This window comes from Streptomyces sp. bgisy027, assembly GCF_057710365.1.
Genome location: NZ_JBYIVZ010000006.1, coordinates 20,195 through 40,563, shown reverse-complemented (window position 1 = coordinate 40,563; position 20,369 = coordinate 20,195). Strand labels below are relative to the sequence as shown.

Genomic DNA, 20,369 nt, shown 5'->3' with positions numbered 1-20,369 from the left:
AACGCCTGCAATGGCCGCGGCGGATGCCGATCGACCCGTACATCCTGCTGCTGCTCGGGACCGTGGGCCTCGCCGCCCTGTTCCCGGCGCGCGGGGCGGCCTCCGATGTGGCATCCGGTGCCTCCACGGCCGCGATCGCCTTCCTCTTCTTCCTGTACGGCGCCCGGCTGTCCACCCGTGAGGCGCTGGACGGGCTGAAGCACTGGCGGCTCCATGCCACGGTCCTGGCCTGCACCTTCCTCGTCTTCCCGCTGCTGGGCCTGGCCGCCCGCGGCTCCGTCCCGGTGCTGCTGAACGAGCCCCTGTACCAGGGCCTGCTCTTCCTCACCCTCGTCCCGTCGACCATCCAGTCGTCGATCGCCTTCACCTCGATGGCCCGCGGCAACGTGCCCGCCGCGATCTGCGCCGGTTCCTTCTCCTCGCTGGTCGGCATCGTCGTCACCCCGCTGCTCGCGGCCGCCGTGCTCGGCAGCGGCGCCGGCTTCTCGGCCGACTCGCTGGCCGAGATCGTGCTGCAACTGCTGGTGCCGTTCGCCGCCGGGCAGCTGCTGCGCCGCTGGATCGGCGGCTTCGTCACCCGGCACAAGAAGGCCCTCGGGCTCGTCGACCGCGGCGCGATCCTGCTGGTCGTCTACACCGCGTTCAGCGAGGGCATGGTCCAGGGCATCTGGCACCAGGTCAGCCCGCTCAGGCTCGGCGGCCTGCTCGCCGTCGAGGCGGTGCTGCTGGCCGTGATGCTCGCCCTGACCTGGTACGGGGCGAAGGCCCTGCGCTTCGACCGGGCGGACCGCATCGCGATCCAGTTCGCCGGGTCGAAGAAGTCGCTGGCGGCCGGGCTGCCCATGGCGAGCGTCCTGTTCGGCGCGCACGCCTCGCTGGCCGTGCTGCCGCTGATGCTCTTCCACCAGATGCAGCTGATGGTGTGCGCGGTCATCGCCAAGCGCCGCGCCCGCGACGCCCAGGAGACGATCACCGTGTCGGCGCCGCCCGCAGCGTCACGAACCGCGGTCGGTACAGGGACACGTTCCGGCTGAGCTGCGCCGCCGCGCCGCCGGGGTCCAGCCAGTTGACGTCGTAGCTCAGCACCAGCCGCCCGCCGCCGCTCAGTTCCGGGTGCACCTGCGGGTTGTAGGCGGCGACCCGGCCGCCCGGCGGCAGCGCCGGACTGAAGTCCTTCGTCGGCCCGTGCCACGGGCCGACGGGGGAGCAGGACCAGTACGACGTCACACTCGTCAGCCCGTCGGTGCCGGCGGCCATCGTGAACAGGACGTACGTCCCGTCCACCCGTGCCACCGAGAACGCGCTCCCGACCCCCGTGCGCCGGCCGTCCCCCAGCACCGGCCGGAACCGCGGCTCGGCCTTCGCCCACGCGGAGCCGTCCCAGTACCGCCAGGCCCCCGGCTCGCCGAGCCGCCCCTTCGGCACCCGCGCGACATAGGCGCGCGAGACCGGACGCGAGGCGGCCTGACCGTCGTCGCCGCCGAAGACGTACGTCCAGCCGTCCTCCTCGACCAGGGTCGTCCCGAACAGCACCCGCCGCGAGGGGTCCGGCACCAGCTGCTGGTCGAGGACCTGCACGACCGACTCGACCCGCAGGCCGGGCAGCGAGAGCGTGGCCACCTCGGTCGCGGTCGGCACGCCGAAGATCCACGGTGGCTGCCCGGCCGTGCGCACCCACAGCAGCACCCGCAGCACCTGCTCCGAGGAGCCGGCGGAGCGGGGCTCGACGCGGGCCGCGACCGGCCAGCGCCACCGGTCCGGGGCAGGATCGGGGAACAGCGGCGCGGGAGGCGTGCGCTGAAGACGCCCCTCGCGCATGACGACCGCCGAGTTGCGCACCAGGGGAGCGGACGCCTCCCGCCAGGTGAAGGACTCGCCGAACGGGTTGGGCGGCGCGTGCACCTGCCCCAGGTAGGTGTCCGAGAACAGCCACAGCACCCGGCCGTCCGGCAGCCGTACCGAGTGCGTGCCGTCGCCGCCGGTCCAGTCGTCGGTGCGGGACGGGTCGTCGCCGTAGCGGGCGAACTCGGCGGTCAGGTCCTTGTGCGCCGACCAGGACGCCACCGAGTGCGGTGCGCACGCGCCACCGCCCTCCCGATCGCCGTCGTCCGGGAGGGCGGTGAGCAGCACGGCCGCGAGAACCAGGGCCAGCAGGAGTCCGAGGCCGGTTCCCGTGCGCTGCCGTGCACGTGCGTCGTCGGGCACGCCCGGGACGTTAGTGGCCTCAGCCGACTTGGTCCATGGGCAGCCACAGAACGGTGTCCCGGGTGTTCACCTTCTTGCGGGCGTCGGACCGTGTCGCCGCCGCGGTGAGCTCCTCGTCGCCGAGCGCCCGGTTCCACACGCGCACGTCGTCGAGGGTGCCGGTGAGGAAGGCCCGGCTGTCCATGCGCTGGCCGACGTGCACACCGAACGGCGAGTTCCGGCTGACCGAACCGGGCACGTCCGTGGTGCTGACGGCCCTGCCGTCGACGAACAGGGTCAGCCGGCCGTCGCCGCGCCGCAGGGCGAGATGGTGCCACTCGCCGTCGTTGGCGGCGCCGCCCGCCCACACCGACGAGGTGTGCACGGTGCCGAACCCCTCCCGCGTGGTGATGAGGGCGCGCACCCGGTCGTTGGCGGGCTCGCCGCGCATCCAGACCTGGGGCTGGGTGCTGCCGATCCCGCCCATCCACAGGAACGGCTGCTCGCCGCCGGTCGCGGAGTAGCGGAAGAACAGCGACACCGTGAACTCGCCGCTGCCCAGAGGCAGTTGGGTGCGGTACGGCAGGCGTACGGCGTCGTCGCGGCCGTCGAACTCCAGGGCGCCGCCGAGAACGCCGTCCGTCCTCGCGGGGCCGCCCAGGACGGTCGCGCGGGGTGCGCCGATGGCGAGGTCGGGGGTGGTCGGGTCGGGGCCGCGCCGGGGCCCGAGCCAGTCCTCGTTGAACCGGGCGAAACGAATCTCGTCCCGTGCGTCGACGGCACCGCCCTCGTACATCAGGCCCACCGTGGACGCGTCGATCTCGGCCATGTCGGAGTACCCGGACCAGTCCGTGGTGACGACCTTGCCGCGGTCCACGCTCTCCCAGGTGTCGCCGCTGTCGTAGGAGCTGCGGATCATCATGGTCCGCCGGCGGTCCGGGTCGCCCGGCGCGGACAGCAGTATCCGGTCGCCCAACCGCAGGGTGGCGCCCTGGACCTGGGGCGTGTACAGGTCCGGCTGGTCGCGGAACGGCCCGGTGAAGCTGTCGCCGCCGTCGCTGCTGTACGTCTGCGAGCGGTGCCCGAGGTCGGTGCCGTCCTGCTCCCGGCCGCTGATGAGGATCCTGCCGTCGGTGCGCTCGGTGAGGGTCACCTCGGACGGCTTCTGCCGGAAGGTGCCGTCGGCGGCGGAGATGGGCCAGGAGTCGGTGGCGCCGACCCGCCAGTTGTCGCCGCCGTCGTCGCTGACGACGAGGGCGGCGTGGTTGGCGCTGACCCGACTGCCGTCCCAGGTCTCGGTGTTGACGCCGAAGACGAGCCGGCCGGCGTGCTTGCCCTTGGTGAGCTGGATGCCGTGCACGGGGCCGGTGGCGTACCAGGAGTTCCAGTCGGCGGGCAGTATCTGGGGACTCAGGTCGCGCGGCTGCGACCAGGTCCGCCCGTCGTCGTCGCTGTACTGGAGATGGGGCGTGCGATCACAGGGGACCGAGCAACTGCCGCTGTCCGTACGCCCCGTGTTGTACGTCTCGGCCAGCAGGATGCGCCCGGTCTCGTGGTCCACGATCGGTGCCGGGTTGCCGTGGGTGTCGCCGTTGCCCTCGTTGACGACCTGGAGCGGGCCCCAGGTGCGCCCGCCGTCGGTGGAGCGCTTGAGCACGATGTCGATGTCGGCGGCGTCCCCGCAGTTGAGGACCCGCCCCTCGGCGAACGCCAGCAGCGTGCCGTCCTTGGTCTTCACGATCGCGGGAATGCGGAAGCAGGCGTACCCGGGGTCCTGGGACGCCTTGAACAGAACCTGCTGCTCGAACAACGGGGCCGTCCTGGCCGGTTGGGACTCCGCGGGACCTGATGTCGCGGCCGTCGCCGTGGTGGCGACGGCCGCGACCAGGGCAGCTCTGAGACGTGCGCGAACTCTTGACGGCATGGTGCGGCCCGCCCTTCATCGTCTGGTCATGCGTCCAGGCATCTGAACATTCGGACATCCCACGTCCAAAGTGCGCATCGCAGACGTTAGTTGGGCTATCGCATTCATCACAAGAACCGTGCACGTGTCACGTCACGGATGGAGTACCGCTTTCCCCCGGTTGCCCCGTGACGCGGCCGCCGCGTGCGCCTCGGCGGTCTCCTCCGGCGCGAACTGCCCATGTACGGCGGGCTTGGCGGCCCCCGCTTCAAACAGCCCCCTCTTCAAACGGCCTCCGCGGCCCCTGCCGCCATCGCTCGTACAACTCCGGCTCCTCGCGAGCGATCCGCGCCGTCTGGAACCCGATGGCGGACTTGGCGCCGACAAGAAGGTCATATGCCCGAATCATCCCACTGTCCGAACTGTATGCCACAAGTCGCCCGCCGACCGTGAGCGCCGCGAGCGAGTGGCTCAGCATGTCGCCGCCGACGGCGTCGAGGGCGTAGTCGACGGGCTTCCCCGGCGCCCGACGCCCAGCTCCGTCACCCGATCGCCGGTACGGAGTCCGCTCACGGCGGAGGGTCTGAAGACGTGGCACCACGTCGTGCTCTCCGCCGTCCACGACCTCGCCCCCGTCGCCCAGGCGGACCTCGGGCGCGGTGTGCGGCTCGACCCCAAGGGCCGGCGCAAGAGCGCGGTCTCCCTCGCGGACCAGGGTGCGCGCCTGCTCAAGCGCTGCGAGAAGGCGGCCCGCGAGGCCGACGACACGCTCTTCGCCCCGCCCGCCGAACGGGACCGATTCACGGACCTGTTGATCCGGATTTCCGGAACGCAGAGCTGATGGCGGATAACGTTCCGTCATGACCGCACAAATCGAGCTCCGGCCCGCACAGACCGCCCTCGTGCTGGTCGACCTGATGGACCGCATCGTCGCGCTGCCCCTGGAGCCCCGGAAGGGAACCGAAGTCCTCGCCGCCTCACAGGAGTTGGCGGCCTCCTTCCGCGCCGCGGGAGCGACCGTCGTCCTGGTCCGCGTGGAACGCACCGGCGTCGCCGAGCAGCCGCCGGGCAGCGGCCTGGCGGCGGGCCTGCGGCAGGAGGGCGACATCGAGATCGTGAAGCGGACGATCGGCGGCTTCCAGGACACGGGCCTGCACGACCGGCTCCGCGCACGGGGCATCGGCACGCTGGTGTTCGGCGGTATCGCCACCAACCTCGGCGTCGAGTCCACCGCCCGCGCCGCCGCCGACCTGCGCTACGACCTCGTCTTCGTGGAGGACGCGATGACGGCGTTCACGGCACCCGAGCACGAGGCGTCGGTCCGGCTGGACTTCCCGAGGCTGGGCTCGGTGGTGCGGGCCGCGGACGTGTCGTTCACGAGCGGCTGAGCCGCCCGCCCGGTCATGAGAACAGCGGGGCCCCAGTAACGGCGCAGGGGGCGCTCCCCGCCGGTTCGGGGCCCCGCCGCCGTGTCGCGGGGAGCCGGTCAGGCCTGGGCGGCCGCGGTCCGCAGGGCGAGCCGGTGTTCGCCCGCGTACACGTTCATGGAGCTGCCCCGCAGAAAGCCCACCAGTGTCAGCCCGGTCTCCGCGGCCAGATCCACGGCCAGTGAGGACGGCGCCGAGACCGCGGCGAGCACCGGGATCCCCGCCATCACCGCCTTCTGCGCCAGCTCGAAGCTGGCCCGCCCCGAGACCAGCAGGATCGTCCGGGACAGCGGCAGGTCGTGGCTCTGCAGGGCACGGCCGACCAGCTTGTCGACCGCGTTGTGCCGGCCCACGTCCTCCCGTATGTCCAGCAGCTCACCGTCCTCGGTGAACAGGGCCGCCGCGTGCAGGCCCCCGGTCCGGTCGAAGACCCGCTGGGCAGCGCGCAGCCGGTCGGGGAGGCTCGCGAGCAGTTCGGGATCGACCCGGACCGGGGGAGTGTCGGAGATCGGCCAGCGGGCCGTCGTACGGACGGCGTCCAGGGACGCCTTGCCGCACAGCCCGCAGGACGACGTCGTGTACACGTTCCGTTCGAGGGTGATGTCCGGGATGGTCACGCCCGGCGGTGTCCGCACGTCCACCACGTTGTACGTGTTGGAGCCGTCCACCGTGGCGCCCGCGCAGTAGACGATGTTCTGCAGGTCCGAGCCCTCGGCCAGCACGCCCTCGCTCACCAGGAAACCGGCCGCCAGCGCGAAGTCGTCGCCGGGGGTGCGCATGGTGATCGCGAGCGGTTTGCCGTTGAGGCGGATCTCCAGCGGTTCCTCGGCCACGAGCGTGTCCGGACGGCTGGAGACCGCCCCGTCCCGGATCCGGATGACCTTGCGTCGTTCCGTGACTCGTCCCATGTGTCTCTCAGTCCCGGTTCTGTACGTGCCGGTAGCCGAAGCGGCCCTTGATGCAGAGGTTGCCGTGGGTCACCGGGTTGTCGTGCGGCGAGGTGACCTTCACGATCTCATTGTCCTGCACGTGGAGCGTGAGGTTGCAGCCCACACCGCAGTAGGCGCACACGGTGGTCGTCTCGGACTGCTTGCTCTCGTCCCACGTACCCGCCGCCCGCATGTCGAACTCCGACTTGAACGACAGCGCGCCCGTGGGGCAGACCTCGATGCAGTTTCCGCAGTACACGCACGCCGAATCGGTCAGCGGGGCGTCGTGCTCCACCGCGATGCGCGCGTCGAACCCGCGCCCGGCGACCGAGATCGCGAAGCTGTTCTGCCACTGGTCCCCGCACGCGTCCACGCACTTGTAACAGAGGATGCACTTGTCGTAGTCCCGCACGTACAGATCGTTGTCGACCTTCGGCTCCTCGTTCAGCCGGGCCGCGTCCGGGCCGAAGCGGTCCGGCTTGGCCTCGTACTCCTTGAGCCACTCGGCGACCCGCGGGGTCGTCGACAGGTCCACCGAGGAGGCGAGGAGCTCCAGGACGATCTTGCGGCTGTGCCGTGCGCGCTCCGTGTCGGTCCTGACCTCCATGCCGGGCTCGGCCTTGCGGGAGCAGGCCGGGACGAGGGTGCGCGAGCCCTCGACCTCGACGACACAGACCCGGCAGGCGTTCTTGGGCCGCAGCGTGTCCCCTTCGCACAGCGTCGGGACGTCCTTCCCGGCCGCCCGGCAGGCGTCGAGGACGGTCGACCCCTCGGGGGCGCGCACCGGCTCCCCGTCGATGGTGAACTCCAGCAGCCGGCGCGGAATCCCCAGCGGTGTCACGGTCATTCGTACGCCCCCAGTCGGTCGATGGCGGATTCCACGGCGTTCCACGCGGTCTGTCCCAGACCGCAGATGGAGGCGTCCCGCATGGCGCGGCCGACCTCCCTGAGCAGGGCGATGTCATCGGCGGCCGCCGCGCCCGTCCGTTCGGCGATCCGGTGCAGCGCCTCCTCCTGCCGGACCGTCCCGACCCGGCAGGGCACGCACTGCCCGCACGACTCGTCACGGAAGAACTCGGCGATGCGCAGCAGCAGCCGGGGCAGTGGCACGGTGTCGTCGAAGGCCAGGACGACACCCGAGCCGAGCGTGGTGCCCGCCTCCCGCGTGCCCTCGAAGGTGAGCGGGATGTCCGTCTCGTCCGGCCGTACGAAGCCGCCCGCGGCGCCGCCCAGCAGCACCGCCCGCAGCCCCTCGCGGACCCCGGCCAGCTCCAGCAGCTCACCGAGCGTCGCGCCGAACGGCAGCTCGTAGATCCCGGGCCGCGCGACGCTCCCGGACACGCAGAACAGCTTCGGCCCGGTGGACCGCTCGGTCCCGATCGCGGCGTACGCCGGGGCTCCCATGGTCAGGATGGGCAGGACGTTGACCAGCGTCTCGACGTTGTTCTCCACCGTCGGCTTGCCGAACAGGCCCTTCTCCACCGGGAACGGCGGCTTCGAGCGCGGCTCGCCCCGGTAGCCCTCGATGGAGTTGAACAGGGCCGTCTCCTCGCCGCAGATGTACGCCCCGGCGCCGCGCCGGATCTCGATGTCGAAGGCGTAGCCCTGACCGAGGACGTCGTCGCCGAGGAAGCCACGCGCGCGTGCCTGCGCGACGGCGTGTTCCAGACGGGCGAGGGCGCGCGGGTACTCGCCGCGCAGATAGAGGTGGCCCTGGTGGGCGCCGGTCGCGTACGCCGCGATCGTCATCGCCTCGACCAGTGCGTACGGGTCGCCCTCCATGAGCACCCGGTCCTTGAAGGTGCCCGGCTCCGATTCGTCGGCGTTGCAGACGAGGTAGTGCGGATGGTCGGGCTGCGACGCCGTGGCCTGCCATTTGCGGCCGGTGGGGAAGGCGGCGCCGCCCCGCCCGACCAGGCCGGAGTCGGTGACCTCGCGGATGACTCCGGCGGGGCCGAGTTCGAAGGCCCGGCGCAGTGCGCTGTAGCCGCCGTGCGCGCGGTAGTCGTCGAGACTCGTCGGGTCCACGACCCCTACCCGCTTCAGCAGCACCAGCTCGTCGCTGCCCGCCTGCGGTACGGCCATCGCGGCCGCCGGCTCCTCGGGCGCGGAGTCCGGGGCGCTCGCGGCGAGGACGGCGTCGTGCACGGTCGCCGGCGCCGAGACCGCCGTACGCACCGGGTCACCGGCCTTGATCGCGAGCGCCGCCGGGGCCCGTTCGCACAGCCCCAGACACGGGCTGCGCTGGACCGTCACCCCGCTGCCGGGCCCGAGCCGTGCCTCGATCCCGGCGCACACCTCGTTCGCGCCGGCCGCCGCGCAGGCGAGGTCCGTGCACACGTGGAGCACGGTCGCCGGACGCGGCTTGACGGAGAACATGGCGTAGAAGGTGGCGACGCCGTACGCCTCCGACGGCGGCACCGTCAGCCGCCGGCACAGGTAGTCGAGGGCGCCCTCGCTGATCCAGCCGATCCGGTCGTTGATCGCGTGCAGCCCCGGCAACAGCAGGTCGCGGCGGTCCCGGGCCGCGCGCCCGCCCTTGGCCCACCTGAGGTCGGCGGCCCGCATCTCGTCGCGGGCGGCGCCCTCCCAGGACGACTCGGGCGGCCCGAGCAGGGCGTCGACCGCCGCCCGTTCGTCGTCCGTCGGTTTGCTGTCACCGAAGCGCAGGTCCACTTGTGTCACCTCACGATGGTCGCGACGGGGAGCTTCTCGATCCGGATCGCCGACGCCTTGAACTCCGCCGTCCCCGCGATCGGGCAGTTCGCCTCGATCGTCAGCTGGTTGGTGTCCACCTCGTCGGGAAAGTGCATGGTCATGAAGGCGAGCCCGGGCCGCAGTGCCGTGTCGACCCACACCGGCGCGACGACCGAGCCGCGCCGTGAGGTGACCCGGACCTCCTCGCCGACGACGACCCCGTACCGCTCGGCGTCCTCCGGGCTGATCTCGACGTACTCGCCGCGCCGCAGCGGGGAGGCGAAACTCCCGCTCTGCACACCGGTGTTGTAGGAGTCGAGCCGCCGCCCCGTGGTGAGCCGGACCGGGTAGTCCTCGTCGGTCAGGTCGACCGGCGGATCGTGCTGGACGAGACCGAACGGCGCCGGCACGCCGCGCCCGGCCGGGTCGCTCTCCCACAGCCGGCCGTGCAGATAACTCGGTTCGAGCCGGTCGGTGCTCGGGCACGGCCACTGGATGCCCTGGTGCTCCTCCAGGCGGTGGTAGGTCATCCCGTAGTGGTCCGGGGAGACCGAGCGCAGCTCGTTCCAGACGGCCTCGGAGTCGGCGTACTTCCACTCGTGGCCGAGCCGCCCGGCCAGCTCGCAGATGATGTCGATGTCCTCGCGCGCCTCGCCGGGCGGGGGGAGCGCCCGGCGCACCCGCTGGACCCGGCGCTCGCTGTTGGTGGTGGTGCCGTCGGTCTCGGCCCAGCCGGCGGTCGCGGGCAGGACGACGTCGGCGAGCTCGGCGGTCTTCGTCAGGAAGATGTCCTGCACGACGAGGAAGTCCAGCTGCCGCATGCGCCGTACGGCCTGCTCGCTGTCCGCCTCCGACTGCGCCGGGTTCTCTCCGATGCAGTACACCGCCTTGAGGTCGCCGTCCTCCATCGCCTCGAACATCTCGGTGAGGTTGAGGCCGTAGTGGGGCTGGATGACGGTGTCCCAGGCCGACTCGAACTTCAGGCGGGTGTCCGGGTCGAGGATGTCCTGGAAGCCGGGCAGCCGGTTGGGGATCGCGCCCATGTCGCCGCCGCCCTGCACGTTGTTCTGGCCGCGCAGGGGCTGGAGCCCGCTGCCGAAGCGGCCGACGTGCCCGGTCAGCAGGGACAGGTTGATCAGCGCGCGGACGTTGTCGGTGCCGTTGTGGTGCTCGGTGATGCCGAGGGTCCAGCACAGCTGGGCGCGCTCGGCGCGGGCGTAGGCGTGCGCGAGTTCCTTGATGGCGGCGGCCGGTACGCCCGTCACCTTCTCGGCCAGCGACAGCGTCCACGGTTCGACCAGGGCCTTGTACTCCTCGAAGCCGCTGGTCGCCCGCTCGATGAACGCCTCGTTCGCCAGGCCCGCGCGGATGATCTCGCGGCCGATCGCGTGCGCCATCGGGATGTCGGTGCCGACGTTCAGCCCCATCCAGCTCTCCGCCCACTCGGCGGTGGAGGTGCGGCGCGGGTCGACGGCGTACATCCGGGCGCCGTTCCTGATGCCCTTCAGCACGTGCTGGAAGAAGATCGGGTGCGCGAAGCGGGCGTTGGAGCCCCACATCACGATGACGTCGGTGTGCTCGATCTCCTCGTACGACGAGGTGCCCCCGCCCGACCCGAAGGCCGCCGACAGGCCGGCGACGCTGGGGGCGTGACAGGTGCGGTTGCAGGAGTCGACGTTGTTCGTGCCCATGACGACGCGGGCGAACTTCTGCGCCACGTAGTTCATCTCGTTGGTGGCCCGGGCGCAGGAGAACATGCCGAAGGCGCCCCGGTTGCGGGCCAGTCCGGCGGCCGCCCGGTCCAGGGCCTCCTCCCAGGTCGCCGGCCGGAACGGCTCGTCGCGGGAGTCGCGGACGAGCGGGTGGGTCAGCCGGGTGTAGTTCTTCGGTTGCCGTTTCCTCATGCGGCGCTCCTCAGCGCGAGCAGGTCCGAGATGGCGTGCACGGTGTGCAGGGTGGGCACCGGCACGCCGGTGATCTCCGCCAACTCGACGACCGCCGCGAGGAGTACGTCGAGTTCGAGCGGCTTGCCGCGCTCCAGGTCCTGGAGCGTGGAGGTGCGGTGGTCGCCCACCTTCTCGGCGCCCGCGAGCCGGCGTTCGATGGAGATGCCGACCTCGCAGCCGAGGGCCTCGGCGACCGAGAGCGTCTCGGTCATCATGATCTCGATGACCTTGCGGGTGCCGCCGTGCAGACACATCTGCCGCATGGTGGCGCGGGCCAGCGCGCTGATCGGGTTGAAGGAGATGTTGCCGAGCAGCTTGAGCCAGATGTCGTTGCGCAGGTCGGGTTCGACCGGGCACTTCAGACCGCCGGCGATCATGGCCTCGCTGAGGTCGAGACAGCGCTTGGACACACTGCGGTCGGGCTCGCCGATGGAGAACCGGGTACCTTCCAGGTGCCGTACGACACCCGGGCCTGCGAGTTCGGTCGCGGCGTAGACGACGCAGCCGATGGCCCGTTCGGGGGCGAGCACCGCACTGACCGCGCCGCCGGGGTCCACGCTCTCGACGCGGTGGCCGTCGTGGGGTCCGCCGTGGCGGTGGAAGTACCACCAGGGGATGCCGTTCTGGGCGGCCACGACGGCTGTCGTGTCGTGCAGCAGTGGTTCGATCAGCGGCCCGCACGCCGCGTACGAGTTGGCCTTCAGGCCCAGGAAGACGAAGTCGACCGGGCCGATCTCGGCCGGGTCGTCGGTGGCGTGGGCGCGCGCGGTGAAGTCACCGCGCGGACTGAGCACGCGCACTCCGTGCTGCCTCATGGCCGCGAGATGCGGTCCACGGGCGATCAGGTGCACGTCGGCACCGGCGCGGTGCAGCGCGGCTCCGACGTAGGCGCCGATGGCACCGGCGCCGAGGACTGCAACTTTCACTTCGGAACGCTCCGTTCGGTCGAGGGAGTACCGCGGAGGTGGCTGGGAAGTTCTCGGACCGGCTCGGACCGGCCGATGGCACGGAGGGCCGAATCCTGTCGACGGAATATTGTCTACAGTATGGATAAGAGGTCAGCAAGAGTTCGCGCACGGCCTTCGCCAAGGCTTTGCGCCCGGCCTCCACCGCGGCCTTCCGGACAGCGTTCGACCGTTCGTCGCGCCCTGCATACCGCTCACCGCATACGGTCGACGCGCCGACTTCTCAACGGACTTGCCCGTCCCTACCGTTCGGGATCATGAGTCCACCGCTCGCGCCGCCGGGATGGAGCCGCTGGCTTGTTCCGCCCGCCGCTCTCTCGGTTCATCTGTCCATCGGCCAGGCCTACGCCTGGAGCGTGTTCAAGCCGCCGCTCGAATCCGCGCTCGGCCTCAGCGGCACCCAGAGCGCACTGCCGTTCCAGCTCGGCATCGTCATGCTCGGCCTGTCCGCCGCCTTCGGCGGCACCCTGGTCGAGCGCAACGGTCCGCGCTGGGCCATGACCGTCGCCCTGGTCTGCTTCTCCTCCGGCTTCCTGCTCTCCGCGCTCGGCGCGGCCACCGAGCAGTACTGGCTGATCGTCCTCGGCTACGGCTTCGTCGGCGGCATAGGCCTCGGCATCGGCTACATCTCGCCGGTCTCCACGCTGATCAAGTGGTTCCCCGACCGCCCCGGCATGGCCACCGGCATCGCGATCATGGGCTTCGGCGGCGGCGCGCTCATCGCCTCGCCCTGGTCGGCGCAGATGCTGGAGTCGTTCGGCGGCGACAGCTCCGGGATCGCGCTCGCGTTCCTGGTGCACGGGCTGTCGTACGCCGTCTTCATGCTGCTCGGTGTGCTGCTGGTCCGGGTGCCGCGCACCGAGAAGCCGGTCGGCGACGCGCCTGGCGTCCTCGCGGGACCGCAGGTGTCCGCCCGCAACGCCGTGCGCACACCGCAGTTCTGGTGTCTGTGGGTCGTGCTCTGCATGAACGTGACCGCGGGCATCGGCATCCTGGAGAAGGCCGCACCGATGATCACGGACTTCTTCGCCAACACCTCCACCCCGGTGTCGGCGTCGGCCGCGGCCGGCTTCGTCGCCCTGCTGTCCGCCGCCAACATGGCGGGCCGGATCGGCTGGTCGTCCACCTCCGACCTGATCGGGCGCAAGAACGTCTACCGGCTGTACCTGGGCGCGGGCGCGCTGATGTACGGCCTGATCGCAGTCGCCGGTGAAGCGTCGAAGCCGCTGTTCATCCTGTGCGCGCTGGTGATCCTGTCCTTCTACGGCGGCGGCTTCGCGACGATCCCCGCCTATCTGAAGGACCTCTTCGGGACCTACCAGGTCGGTGCCATCCACGGGCGGCTGCTCACCGCCTGGTCCACGGCCGGCGTCCTCGGGCCGCTGATCGTGAACTGGATCGCCGACCGGCAGGAGGAGGCGGGCAAGGACGGCTCGTCCCTGTACACGATGTCCTTGTTCATCATGATCGGGCTGCTCGTCGTCGGCTTCGTGGCCAACGAACTCGTCCGGCCCGTCCACCCCCGCCATCACGTCCCCGTGCCGGCGCAGGCGGAGAAGGAGGCCGCGGATGTCCAGCGACAGCAGTAGCCCTGCGCCCGACCGGCGGGGGCTCATCGCCTTCGCCTGGGTGTGGGTGGGGGTGCCGCTCGCCTACGGGCTCTACGAACTCGTCCAGAAGGCGACGCAGCTGTTCACCGGGTAGGCGTTCGGAAGTTGTTCGGGCGTCCGACGGTCTGATGGAAGCTGACAACGAGGGCGCCCGATTCCTGTGGCATCACGTGCCGCCGTACCCGTGAGTCACTGATCAGACTGGTGAATCCCGCTACCCGAGGTTCGAGGGGATCACCAACGATGAACGGCTCGCGCATCGCCGCAGTCGGCCACTATCAGCCCGCCAGGGTGCTCACCAACGAGGACCTGGCAGGCATGGTCGACACCAGTGACGAGTGGATCACATCTCGGGTCGGCATCCGTACGCGCCACATCGCCGGACCCGACGAGCCCGTCGACGAGCTCGCCGCTCACGCCGCGGCCAAGGCGCTCGCGGCGGCGGGCAGCACGCCCGGTGACATCGACCTGGTCCTGGTCGCGACCTCCACCGCCATCGACCGGTCCCCGAACATGGCCGCCCGGGTCGCCGCCCGGCTCGGCATCCCGTCGCCCGCCGCGATGGACGTCAACGTCGTCTGTGCCGGTTTCACCCACGCCCTGGCCACCGCCGACCACGCCGTGCGGGCGGGGGCGGCGACGCGGGCGCTCGTGATCGGCGCCGACAAGATGTCCGACGTGACCGACTGGAGCGACCGCACGACCTGTGTGCTGGTCGGGGACGGCGCCGGGGCGGCCGTCGTGGAGGCGTCCGAGGACGCCGGCATCGGGCCGGTGCTGTGGGGATCGGTGCCCGAGATGGGGCACGCGGTGCGCATCGAGGGACAGCCCGCGCGGTTCGCGCAGGAGGGGCAGAGCGTCTACCGCTGGGCGACGACACAGCTGCCGGCCATCGCCCGCCGGGCCTGCGAGCGGGCGGGCCTCGGGCCCGAGGACCTCGCCGGCGTCGTCCTGCACCAGGCCAACCTGCGCATCATCGAGCCCCTCGCCGAGAAGCTCGGCGCCGTCAACGCCGTGGTCGCACGCGATGTCTCCGAGTCCGGGAACACCTCGGCGGCGAGCATCCCGCTGGCCCTGTCCAAGCTGGTGGAGCAGGGGCGCATCTCCGGCGGCGACCCGGTGCTGCTGTTCGGCTTCGGCGGGAACCTGTCGTACGCCGGACAGGTCATCCGCTGCCCCTGATGCGGGTGTGATGTGACCAACTCCCCGTTTCCCTGGCCTTTGTGCGCCGTAGACTGTAGACGAAAGACAATCAATACTGGCTTTCAGTGACGATCGGCTACGGGATGCAGTCGCCCGGCGTTCGCCCAGGAGGGGAACCGATGTTGTCGACAGGACTGCCGCAGGGTGCGGTGCCCAAGCTCGAACGTCCCGGCCCGCTGCGCGACCGTGTCTACGAGGCGCTGCTCGAACTCATCACGACCCGCGCCCTGCAGCCCGGCCAGCATCTGGTCGAGAGTGAACTCGCAGGTCACCTCGGTGTGTCGCGGCAGCCGGTGCGGGAGGCGCTGCAGCGGCTGAACACCGAGGGCTGGGTGGATCTGCGGCCCGCGCAGGGCGCGTTCGTGCACGAGCCGACGGAGGAGGAGGCCGACCAGCTCCTCACCGTCCGCACCCTGCTGGAGGCCGAGGCCGCCCGGCTCGCCGCAGCCCACACGGACAGCGCCGGCATCAAGGCGCTGGAGGAGCTGTGTGCGGAGGGGGAGAAGGCCGTCGCCGCGGACGACGTGGACGCGGCCGTCGCCCTCAACGCCCGCTTCCACGCCAAGATCATGGAACTCGCCGGCAACGCGGTCCTCGCCGAACTCGCCGCCCAGGTCGATCGCCGGGTCCGCTGGTACTACACCCCGGTCGCCCGCCAGCGCGGTCACCAGTCCTGGATCGAGCACCGCGGCATGATCGCCGCGATCACCGCCCGGGACGAACAGCAGGCGACCCAGCTGATGCGCGAACACACGGAACACACGCGACGGTCGTACCACGACCGGGGCAAGTCCTGACGGAGGCCGTGCTGCCGCAGTCGTCGTGGCGCTCGGGCGCGGTGTTCGGGATCGCGCCGTTCCACGGTCAGGGCAGAGCGTTGGGCCCCGTGGTCTCCGCGCGGGGACCTGCCAGTTGGACCCAGGTTCCCATCTCCCGCTGTTCGATGCGGGTGACGGCGGCGGCGAGGGCCTGGTCGCGGGTTCCGGGATCGGCGTACGGTTCCGCCCCCGTGTTGTAGAGGCGGCGTTCCGCCTCGACCGCCTCGCGGGCCTCGGTGAAGCGCAGGTAGTCGTCCTGCCAGTGGAAGACCGAGCGCAGACCGGTGATCACCACGACGATGCCGCCGAGGACGGCGGGGATCTCGGCGTTCCTGGACCACAGGACCGCCGAGACCGGGATCGCGGCCGAGACGAGCAGCAGCAGGGTCTCGGAGAGCCGGAAGTTGCGGCGCGCCCTGACGGCGGCGCCCTGGTACCAGTCGTACGAACCGTTCGCCAGGCCCATCGCGTAGCCGGGGCCGGCTTCGGATGAGCCGCCTGACCTGGGCGTCCTCGTCGGTTCTTCGGCCGATGAATCCTGAGCCATTCGCGCTCCCCCCAAGCACCTGCTGCCGGCAGGGAAAGCGTAGCCAACCATGTCCCGTCGTGCCCTGTGGCCTTTCTTTGTCCTGTGAGTGGAGAAAGTTGACGGCAATCTCTGCTCAAGTTCTTCCCAGTCCCGGCGGCCACTGCTACGTTCCCCTCGAAAGCAGGTCACGGACAGGTGGCCGAAACCCGGCGCGCTCAGGCCGATTGAGGCGGGGAGGGGCTCGTGAGACGTATGACGGCGCGACCCGCTAACGGTCATCAGGCCAAGCTGCTCAGGCTGCTGCGCGACGGCGGGCCCAACTCCCGGGCCCAGCTGGGCGATCAGATCGATCTCTCACGGTCCAAGCTGGCCGTCGAGGTGGACCGCCTGCTGGAGACGGGACTGGCCGTGGCCGACGGACTCGCCGCCTCACGCGGTGGCCGCAGGTCGCACAACATCCGGCTCAACCCCGATCTGCGCTTCCTCGGCGTCGACATCGGCGCGACTTCGGTCGACGTCGCCGTCACCAACCCCGAGCTGGAGATCCTCGGACACCTCAACCAGCCCATGGACGTACGCGAGGGCCCTGTCGCGGTCTTCGAGCAAGTCCTGTCCATGGCCGCCAAGCTGAGGGCCTCCGGGCTCGCGGAAGGCTTCGACGGCGCCGGCATCGGCGTCCCGGGACCGGTCCGCTTCCCCGAGGGCGTCCCGGTGGCTCCGCCGATCATGCCGGGCTGGGACGGCTTCCCCGTGCGGGAGGCGCTCAGCCAGGAACTCGGCTGCCCGGTGATGGTCGACAACGACGTGAACCTCATGGCCATGGGGGAGCAGCACGCGGGCGTCGCACGTTCCGTGGGCGACTTCCTCTGCGTCAAGATCGGCACCGGCATCGGCTGCGGCATCGTCGCGGGCGGTGACGTCCACCGCGGTGTCACCGGCAGCGCGGGCGACATCGGGCACATCCAGGCCGTGCCCGACGGCCGCCCCTGCGCCTGCGGCAACCGGGGCTGCCTGGAGGCCCACTTCAGCGGGGCGGCCCTCGCCCGGGACGCCCTGGAGGCGGCCCAGCAGGGACTGTCGGAGGAACTCGCCTCGCGGCTTGAGGCGAACGGCACCCTGACCGCCGTCGACGTGGCCGCCGCGGCCGCCGCCGGCGACGCCACCGCGCTCGACCTGATCCGCGAGGGCGGCAACCGCGTCGGCCAGGTCATCGCCGGACTCGTCAGCTTCTTCAACCCCGGCCTGGTGGTGATCGGCGGCGGGGTGACCGGCCTCGGCCACAACCTGCTCGCCGCGATCCGCACCCAGGTCTACCGCCAGTCGCTGCCGCTTGCGACCGGCAACCTCCCCATCGTGCTGGGGGAGTTGGGCCCCACCGCCGGAGTCATCGGCGCGGCCCGGCTCATCAGCGACCACCTGTTCTCACCCGCGTAAGCCACTCGCTCCGCGCGGCTCACCGCACACCGCACGGCTCACCGCACACCGCACGGCTCACCGCACACTGCACGGCTCACCGACACGACACCTCGCACAGCGCTCAGCCCTGCCCTGCCTTGCCCTGCTCTGCCTCGCCCCGCCCTGAAACCGGCCCGCACGCCCGCCAAGGGGACCTCATGGCACCAGAACCATCGCTGCTCAGCATGAACGGCATCACCAAGTCGTTCCCCGGAGTCCGCGCCCTCGACGGCGTCGACCTCGACGTCCAGGCCGGTGAAGTGCACTGCCTGCTCGGCCAGAACGGCGCCGGCAAGTCCACCCTCATCAAGGTGCTGGCCGGCGCCCACCAGCCCGACACCGGCACCATCCGCTGGCGCGGCGAGGAGGTCACCCTCCGCTCGCCGATCGCCGCGATGCGCCTCGGCATCGCCACCATCTACCAGGAACTCGACCTCGTCGAGCACCTGTCGGTCGCCGAGAACGTCCACCTCGGCCACGAACCCACCGCCGCCGGATTCGTCGTCCGCGGCAAGGCCGCACGGTCGTCAACCGCCCAGCTTCTCAAGCGACTTGGGCACCCCGAGATCGACCCGGGGCGGCTGGTCGGGGAGCTGTCGGCGGCCCAGCAGCAGATCGTCTCCATGGCGCGGGCGCTCTCCCACGACGTCCGGCTGATCGTGATGGACGAGCCGTCCGCGGCCCTCGACCCGGACGAGGTCGACAACCTCTTCCGCATCGTCGGCGACCTCACCGGCGCCGGAGTCGCCGTCGTCTACATCTCGCACCGCCTGGAGGAGATCCGCCGGATCGGCGACCGGGTGACCGTCCTGAAGGACGGGCGGGCCGTGGCCGGCGGGCTCCCGGCCAAGACGACACCGACGCGTGACGTCGTGGCGATGATGACGGGACGCAACGTCGAGTACGTCTTCCCCGAGCGGCCCGCCAAGGACGCCACCGGCGGCGAGCCGCTGCTGGAGGTCCGCGGACTCGCCCGGGACGGCGAGTTCGAGTCCCTGGACCTGACTGTGCGGCCCGGGGAGATCGTCGGCCTCGCCGGCCTCGTGGGCTCGGGACGCTCCGAGATCCTGGAGACGATCTACGGCGCCCGCAAACCCAGCGCCGGTCAGGTCCTCGTCGGTGGGCAGGCGCTGAAGCCCGGCAGCGTGCGCGCCGCCGTGCGCGCGGGCCTCGGGCTCGCCCCCGAGGAACGCAAGGCGCAGGCGCTGCTGATGCTGGAGTCCGTCACCCGCAATGTGTCGGTGTCCTCCATGTCCCGCTTCGCACGCGGCGGTTGGATCGACCGCGCCGCCGAACTCGGCGCGGCGCGCGCAGCGACCCGGGAGCTGTCGCTGCGGCCCGACAACCCGTCGGTGCCGGTGCGCACGCTCTCCGGCGGCAACCAGCAGAAGGCCGTCCTGGCCCGCTGGCTGCTGCGCGGCTGCCGTGTCCTGCTGCTCGACGAACCCACCCGCGGCGTCGACGTCGGCGCGCGGGCCGAACTGTACGCGGTCGTGCGGCGGCTGGCCGACGAAGGCCTCGGCGTGCTGCTGGTCTCCAGCGAGGTGCCCGAGGTACTGGGCCTCGCCGACCGCGTCCTGGTGCTGCGCGAGGGCCGTGTCGTGCACACGGCACCCGCGCGTGAACTCGACGAACACCGCGTACTCGACCTCGTCATGGAAGGAAGCCCGGCGTCATGACGCAGCACGCCTCCCCGCCGCGGGACAGCACCGGCAAGGTGCGGTCGGCCGACGGACCGCCCGCCTGGCGCGGCCTGATGGCCCACGCCGACGTGCGCACGCTCTCCCTGCTCGGCGTCCTCGCCGCGCTGATCGTCATCGGCGGCATCACCAAGCCGGACGAGTTCCTGGACACCCGCAACCTCCAACTGGTCCTCACCCAGGCCTCCGTGATCGGTGTCGTCACCGTCGGCATGACCTTCGTCATCATCTCCGGCGGCATCGACCTCTCCGTCGGCGCGATCGTCGCGCTGGCCTCGGTGTGGGCGACGACGGTCGCGACCCAGGAGTACGGCTTCGCCGGCATCCTCTTCACCGCGGTGATCGTCGGCGTGGGATGCGGGCTGGTCAACGGAGTGCTGATCGCGTACGGCGCGATGGTCCCGTTCATCGCGACGCTGGCCATGCTGGCCTCCGCCCGCGGCCTGGCCCTCCAGATCACCGACGGCAAGACGCAGATCGTCACGATCCCCTCGGTGCTCGACCTCGGTGAGCGCGACGCGTACGTCCTCGGCATCCCGCCGCTCGTCATGGTGTTCGCGGTCGTGACGATCATCGGCTGGCTCGTGCTGAACCGCACGACCTTCGGACGGCGCTCGGTCGCCGTCGGCGGCAACGCGGAGGCGGCCCGCCTGGCCGGCATCGACGTCCGCCGCCAGCGGCTCTACCTCTACCTGCTGTCCGGACTGTGCTGCGGCATCGCGGCCTTCCTGCTGATCATTCTGTCCGGCTCAGGCCAGAACACCAACGGCAACCTCTACGAACTCGACGCCATCGCGGCCGCGATCATCGGCGGCACCCTGCTCACCGGGGGCCGCGGCACCATCGTCGGCTCCGTGCTCGGCGTCCTGATCTTCACCACGATCACCAACATCTTCGCCCTGAACAACCTGCAGAGCGACGTCCAGCAGATCGCCAAGGGCGCGATCATCGTCGCCGCCGTGCTGGTCCAGCGCCGTACCGCAAGCACGACCTGAGGGTCGTA

The 20,369-nt window shown here is 71.2% G+C and carries 18 protein-coding genes; 10 read left to right on the top strand and 8 right to left on the bottom strand.

Annotation, left to right across the window (positions count from 1 at the left end):
* The first annotated feature begins 23 nt into the window (after nucleotides 1-23).
* Nucleotides 24-1,034, top strand: coding sequence for a bile acid:sodium symporter family protein (locus AC3ETA_RS08110; protein WP_432192329.1), 1,011 nt, complete (start codon nucleotides 24-26; stop codon nucleotides 1,032-1,034).
* Here the strand turns inward: AC3ETA_RS08110 and AC3ETA_RS08105 are convergent.
* Both AC3ETA_RS08105 and AC3ETA_RS08100 read right to left on the bottom strand, forming a co-directional pair.
* Nucleotides 970-2,205 carry a DUF5005 domain-containing protein gene (locus AC3ETA_RS08105; protein WP_432192118.1) on the bottom strand — a complete coding sequence of 412 codons (1,236 nt, stop codon included), beginning with the start codon at nucleotides 2,203-2,205 and terminating at the stop codon, nucleotides 970-972. The two genes, AC3ETA_RS08110 and AC3ETA_RS08105, sit on opposite strands and share 65 nt — an antisense overlap.
* Nucleotides 2,206-2,224: 19 nt before the next feature.
* Nucleotides 2,225-4,108 carry an exo-alpha-sialidase gene (locus AC3ETA_RS08100; protein WP_432192117.1) on the bottom strand — a complete coding sequence of 628 codons (1,884 nt, stop codon included), beginning with the start codon at nucleotides 4,106-4,108 and terminating at the stop codon, nucleotides 2,225-2,227.
* Nucleotides 4,109-4,553: 445 nt separating this feature from the next.
* Between AC3ETA_RS08100 and AC3ETA_RS08095 the strand changes: the two genes are divergently transcribed.
* The gene (locus tag AC3ETA_RS08095; protein ID WP_432192116.1) at nucleotides 4,554-4,928 is read left to right on the top strand and encodes a hypothetical protein; all 375 of its coding nucleotides are present in this window, start codon (nucleotides 4,554-4,556) and stop codon (nucleotides 4,926-4,928) included.
* A 19-nt stretch (nucleotides 4,929-4,947) separates the two neighbouring features.
* Nucleotides 4,948-5,475: an isochorismatase family protein gene (locus AC3ETA_RS08090; protein WP_432192115.1), complete on the top strand. Its 528-nt coding sequence runs from the start codon at nucleotides 4,948-4,950 to the stop codon at nucleotides 5,473-5,475.
* A gap of 98 nt (nucleotides 5,476-5,573) precedes the next feature.
* Here the strand turns inward: AC3ETA_RS08090 and fdhD are convergent, their stop codons facing one another.
* From fdhD to AC3ETA_RS08065, 5 genes are read right to left on the bottom strand one after another with little or no spacing between them, the layout of a single operon-like run.
* The gene (gene fdhD, locus AC3ETA_RS08085) at nucleotides 5,574-6,422 is read right to left on the bottom strand and encodes a formate dehydrogenase accessory sulfurtransferase FdhD (protein WP_432192114.1); all 849 of its coding nucleotides are present in this window, start codon (nucleotides 6,420-6,422) and stop codon (nucleotides 5,574-5,576) included.
* A 7-nt stretch (nucleotides 6,423-6,429) separates the two neighbouring features.
* On the bottom strand, nucleotides 6,430-7,290 hold the full coding sequence (locus tag AC3ETA_RS08080) for a 2Fe-2S iron-sulfur cluster-binding protein (protein ID WP_432192113.1): 861 nt from the start codon (nucleotides 7,288-7,290) through the stop codon (nucleotides 6,430-6,432).
* Nucleotides 7,287-9,119: an NAD(P)H-dependent oxidoreductase subunit E gene (locus AC3ETA_RS08075; RefSeq protein ID WP_432192328.1), complete on the bottom strand. Its 1,833-nt coding sequence runs from the start codon at nucleotides 9,117-9,119 to the stop codon at nucleotides 7,287-7,289. The genes AC3ETA_RS08080 and AC3ETA_RS08075 overlap by 4 nt, the downstream gene beginning before the upstream one ends.
* Nucleotides 9,120-9,124: 5 nt before the next feature.
* On the bottom strand, nucleotides 9,125-11,044 hold the full coding sequence (locus tag AC3ETA_RS08070; protein WP_432192112.1) for a molybdopterin oxidoreductase family protein: 1,920 nt from the start codon (nucleotides 11,042-11,044) through the stop codon (nucleotides 9,125-9,127).
* Nucleotides 11,041-12,012 (bottom strand): 2-dehydropantoate 2-reductase, encoded by a 972-nt coding sequence (locus AC3ETA_RS08065; protein WP_432192111.1) that lies wholly within the window; start codon nucleotides 12,010-12,012, stop codon nucleotides 11,041-11,043. The genes AC3ETA_RS08070 and AC3ETA_RS08065 overlap by 4 nt, the downstream gene beginning before the upstream one ends.
* Nucleotides 12,013-12,308: 296 nt before the next feature.
* Here AC3ETA_RS08065 and AC3ETA_RS08060 point away from each other — a divergent pair, with 296 nt between their 5' ends.
* From AC3ETA_RS08060 to AC3ETA_RS08045, 4 genes are all read left to right on the top strand, one after another.
* Nucleotides 12,309-13,640: an OFA family MFS transporter gene (locus tag AC3ETA_RS08060; protein WP_488187632.1), complete on the top strand. Its 1,332-nt coding sequence runs from the start codon at nucleotides 12,309-12,311 to the stop codon at nucleotides 13,638-13,640.
* Nucleotides 13,621-13,755, top strand: a complete 135-nt coding sequence (locus AC3ETA_RS08055) for an MFS transporter small subunit (RefSeq protein WP_432192110.1) — start codon at nucleotides 13,621-13,623, stop codon at nucleotides 13,753-13,755. The genes AC3ETA_RS08060 and AC3ETA_RS08055 overlap by 20 nt, the downstream gene beginning before the upstream one ends.
* A 149-nt stretch (nucleotides 13,756-13,904) precedes the next feature.
* A complete protein-coding gene (locus tag AC3ETA_RS08050; protein ID WP_432192109.1) occupies nucleotides 13,905-14,843 on the top strand; it encodes a beta-ketoacyl-ACP synthase III in 939 nt (312 codons plus the stop codon).
* Nucleotides 14,844-14,983: 140 nt separating this feature from the next.
* Complete coding sequence (locus AC3ETA_RS08045; RefSeq protein ID WP_432192108.1) at nucleotides 14,984-15,661, top strand: GntR family transcriptional regulator; 678 nt, start codon at nucleotides 14,984-14,986, stop codon at nucleotides 15,659-15,661.
* Between the two features lie 67 nt (nucleotides 15,662-15,728).
* On the opposite strand, the gene AC3ETA_RS08040 is transcribed toward AC3ETA_RS08045, so the two are convergent.
* Nucleotides 15,729-16,229, bottom strand: a complete 501-nt coding sequence (locus tag AC3ETA_RS08040) for a DUF4231 domain-containing protein (RefSeq protein WP_432192107.1) — start codon at nucleotides 16,227-16,229, stop codon at nucleotides 15,729-15,731.
* 234 nt (nucleotides 16,230-16,463) lie between these two features.
* Here AC3ETA_RS08040 and AC3ETA_RS08035 point away from each other — a divergent pair, with 234 nt between their 5' ends.
* From AC3ETA_RS08035 to AC3ETA_RS08025, 3 genes are all read left to right on the top strand, one after another.
* A complete protein-coding gene (locus AC3ETA_RS08035) occupies nucleotides 16,464-17,645 on the top strand; it encodes an ROK family protein (RefSeq protein ID WP_432192327.1) in 1,182 nt (393 codons plus the stop codon).
* Nucleotides 17,646-17,824: 179 nt separating this feature from the next.
* On the top strand, nucleotides 17,825-19,345 hold the full coding sequence (locus AC3ETA_RS08030; RefSeq protein WP_432192106.1) for a sugar ABC transporter ATP-binding protein: 1,521 nt from the start codon (nucleotides 17,825-17,827) through the stop codon (nucleotides 19,343-19,345).
* Nucleotides 19,342-20,361, top strand: coding sequence for an ABC transporter permease (locus AC3ETA_RS08025; protein ID WP_432192105.1), 1,020 nt, complete (start codon nucleotides 19,342-19,344; stop codon nucleotides 20,359-20,361). Before AC3ETA_RS08030 ends, AC3ETA_RS08025 begins: the two co-directional genes overlap by 4 nt.
* The last annotated feature ends 8 nt before the right edge of the window (nucleotides 20,362-20,369 follow it).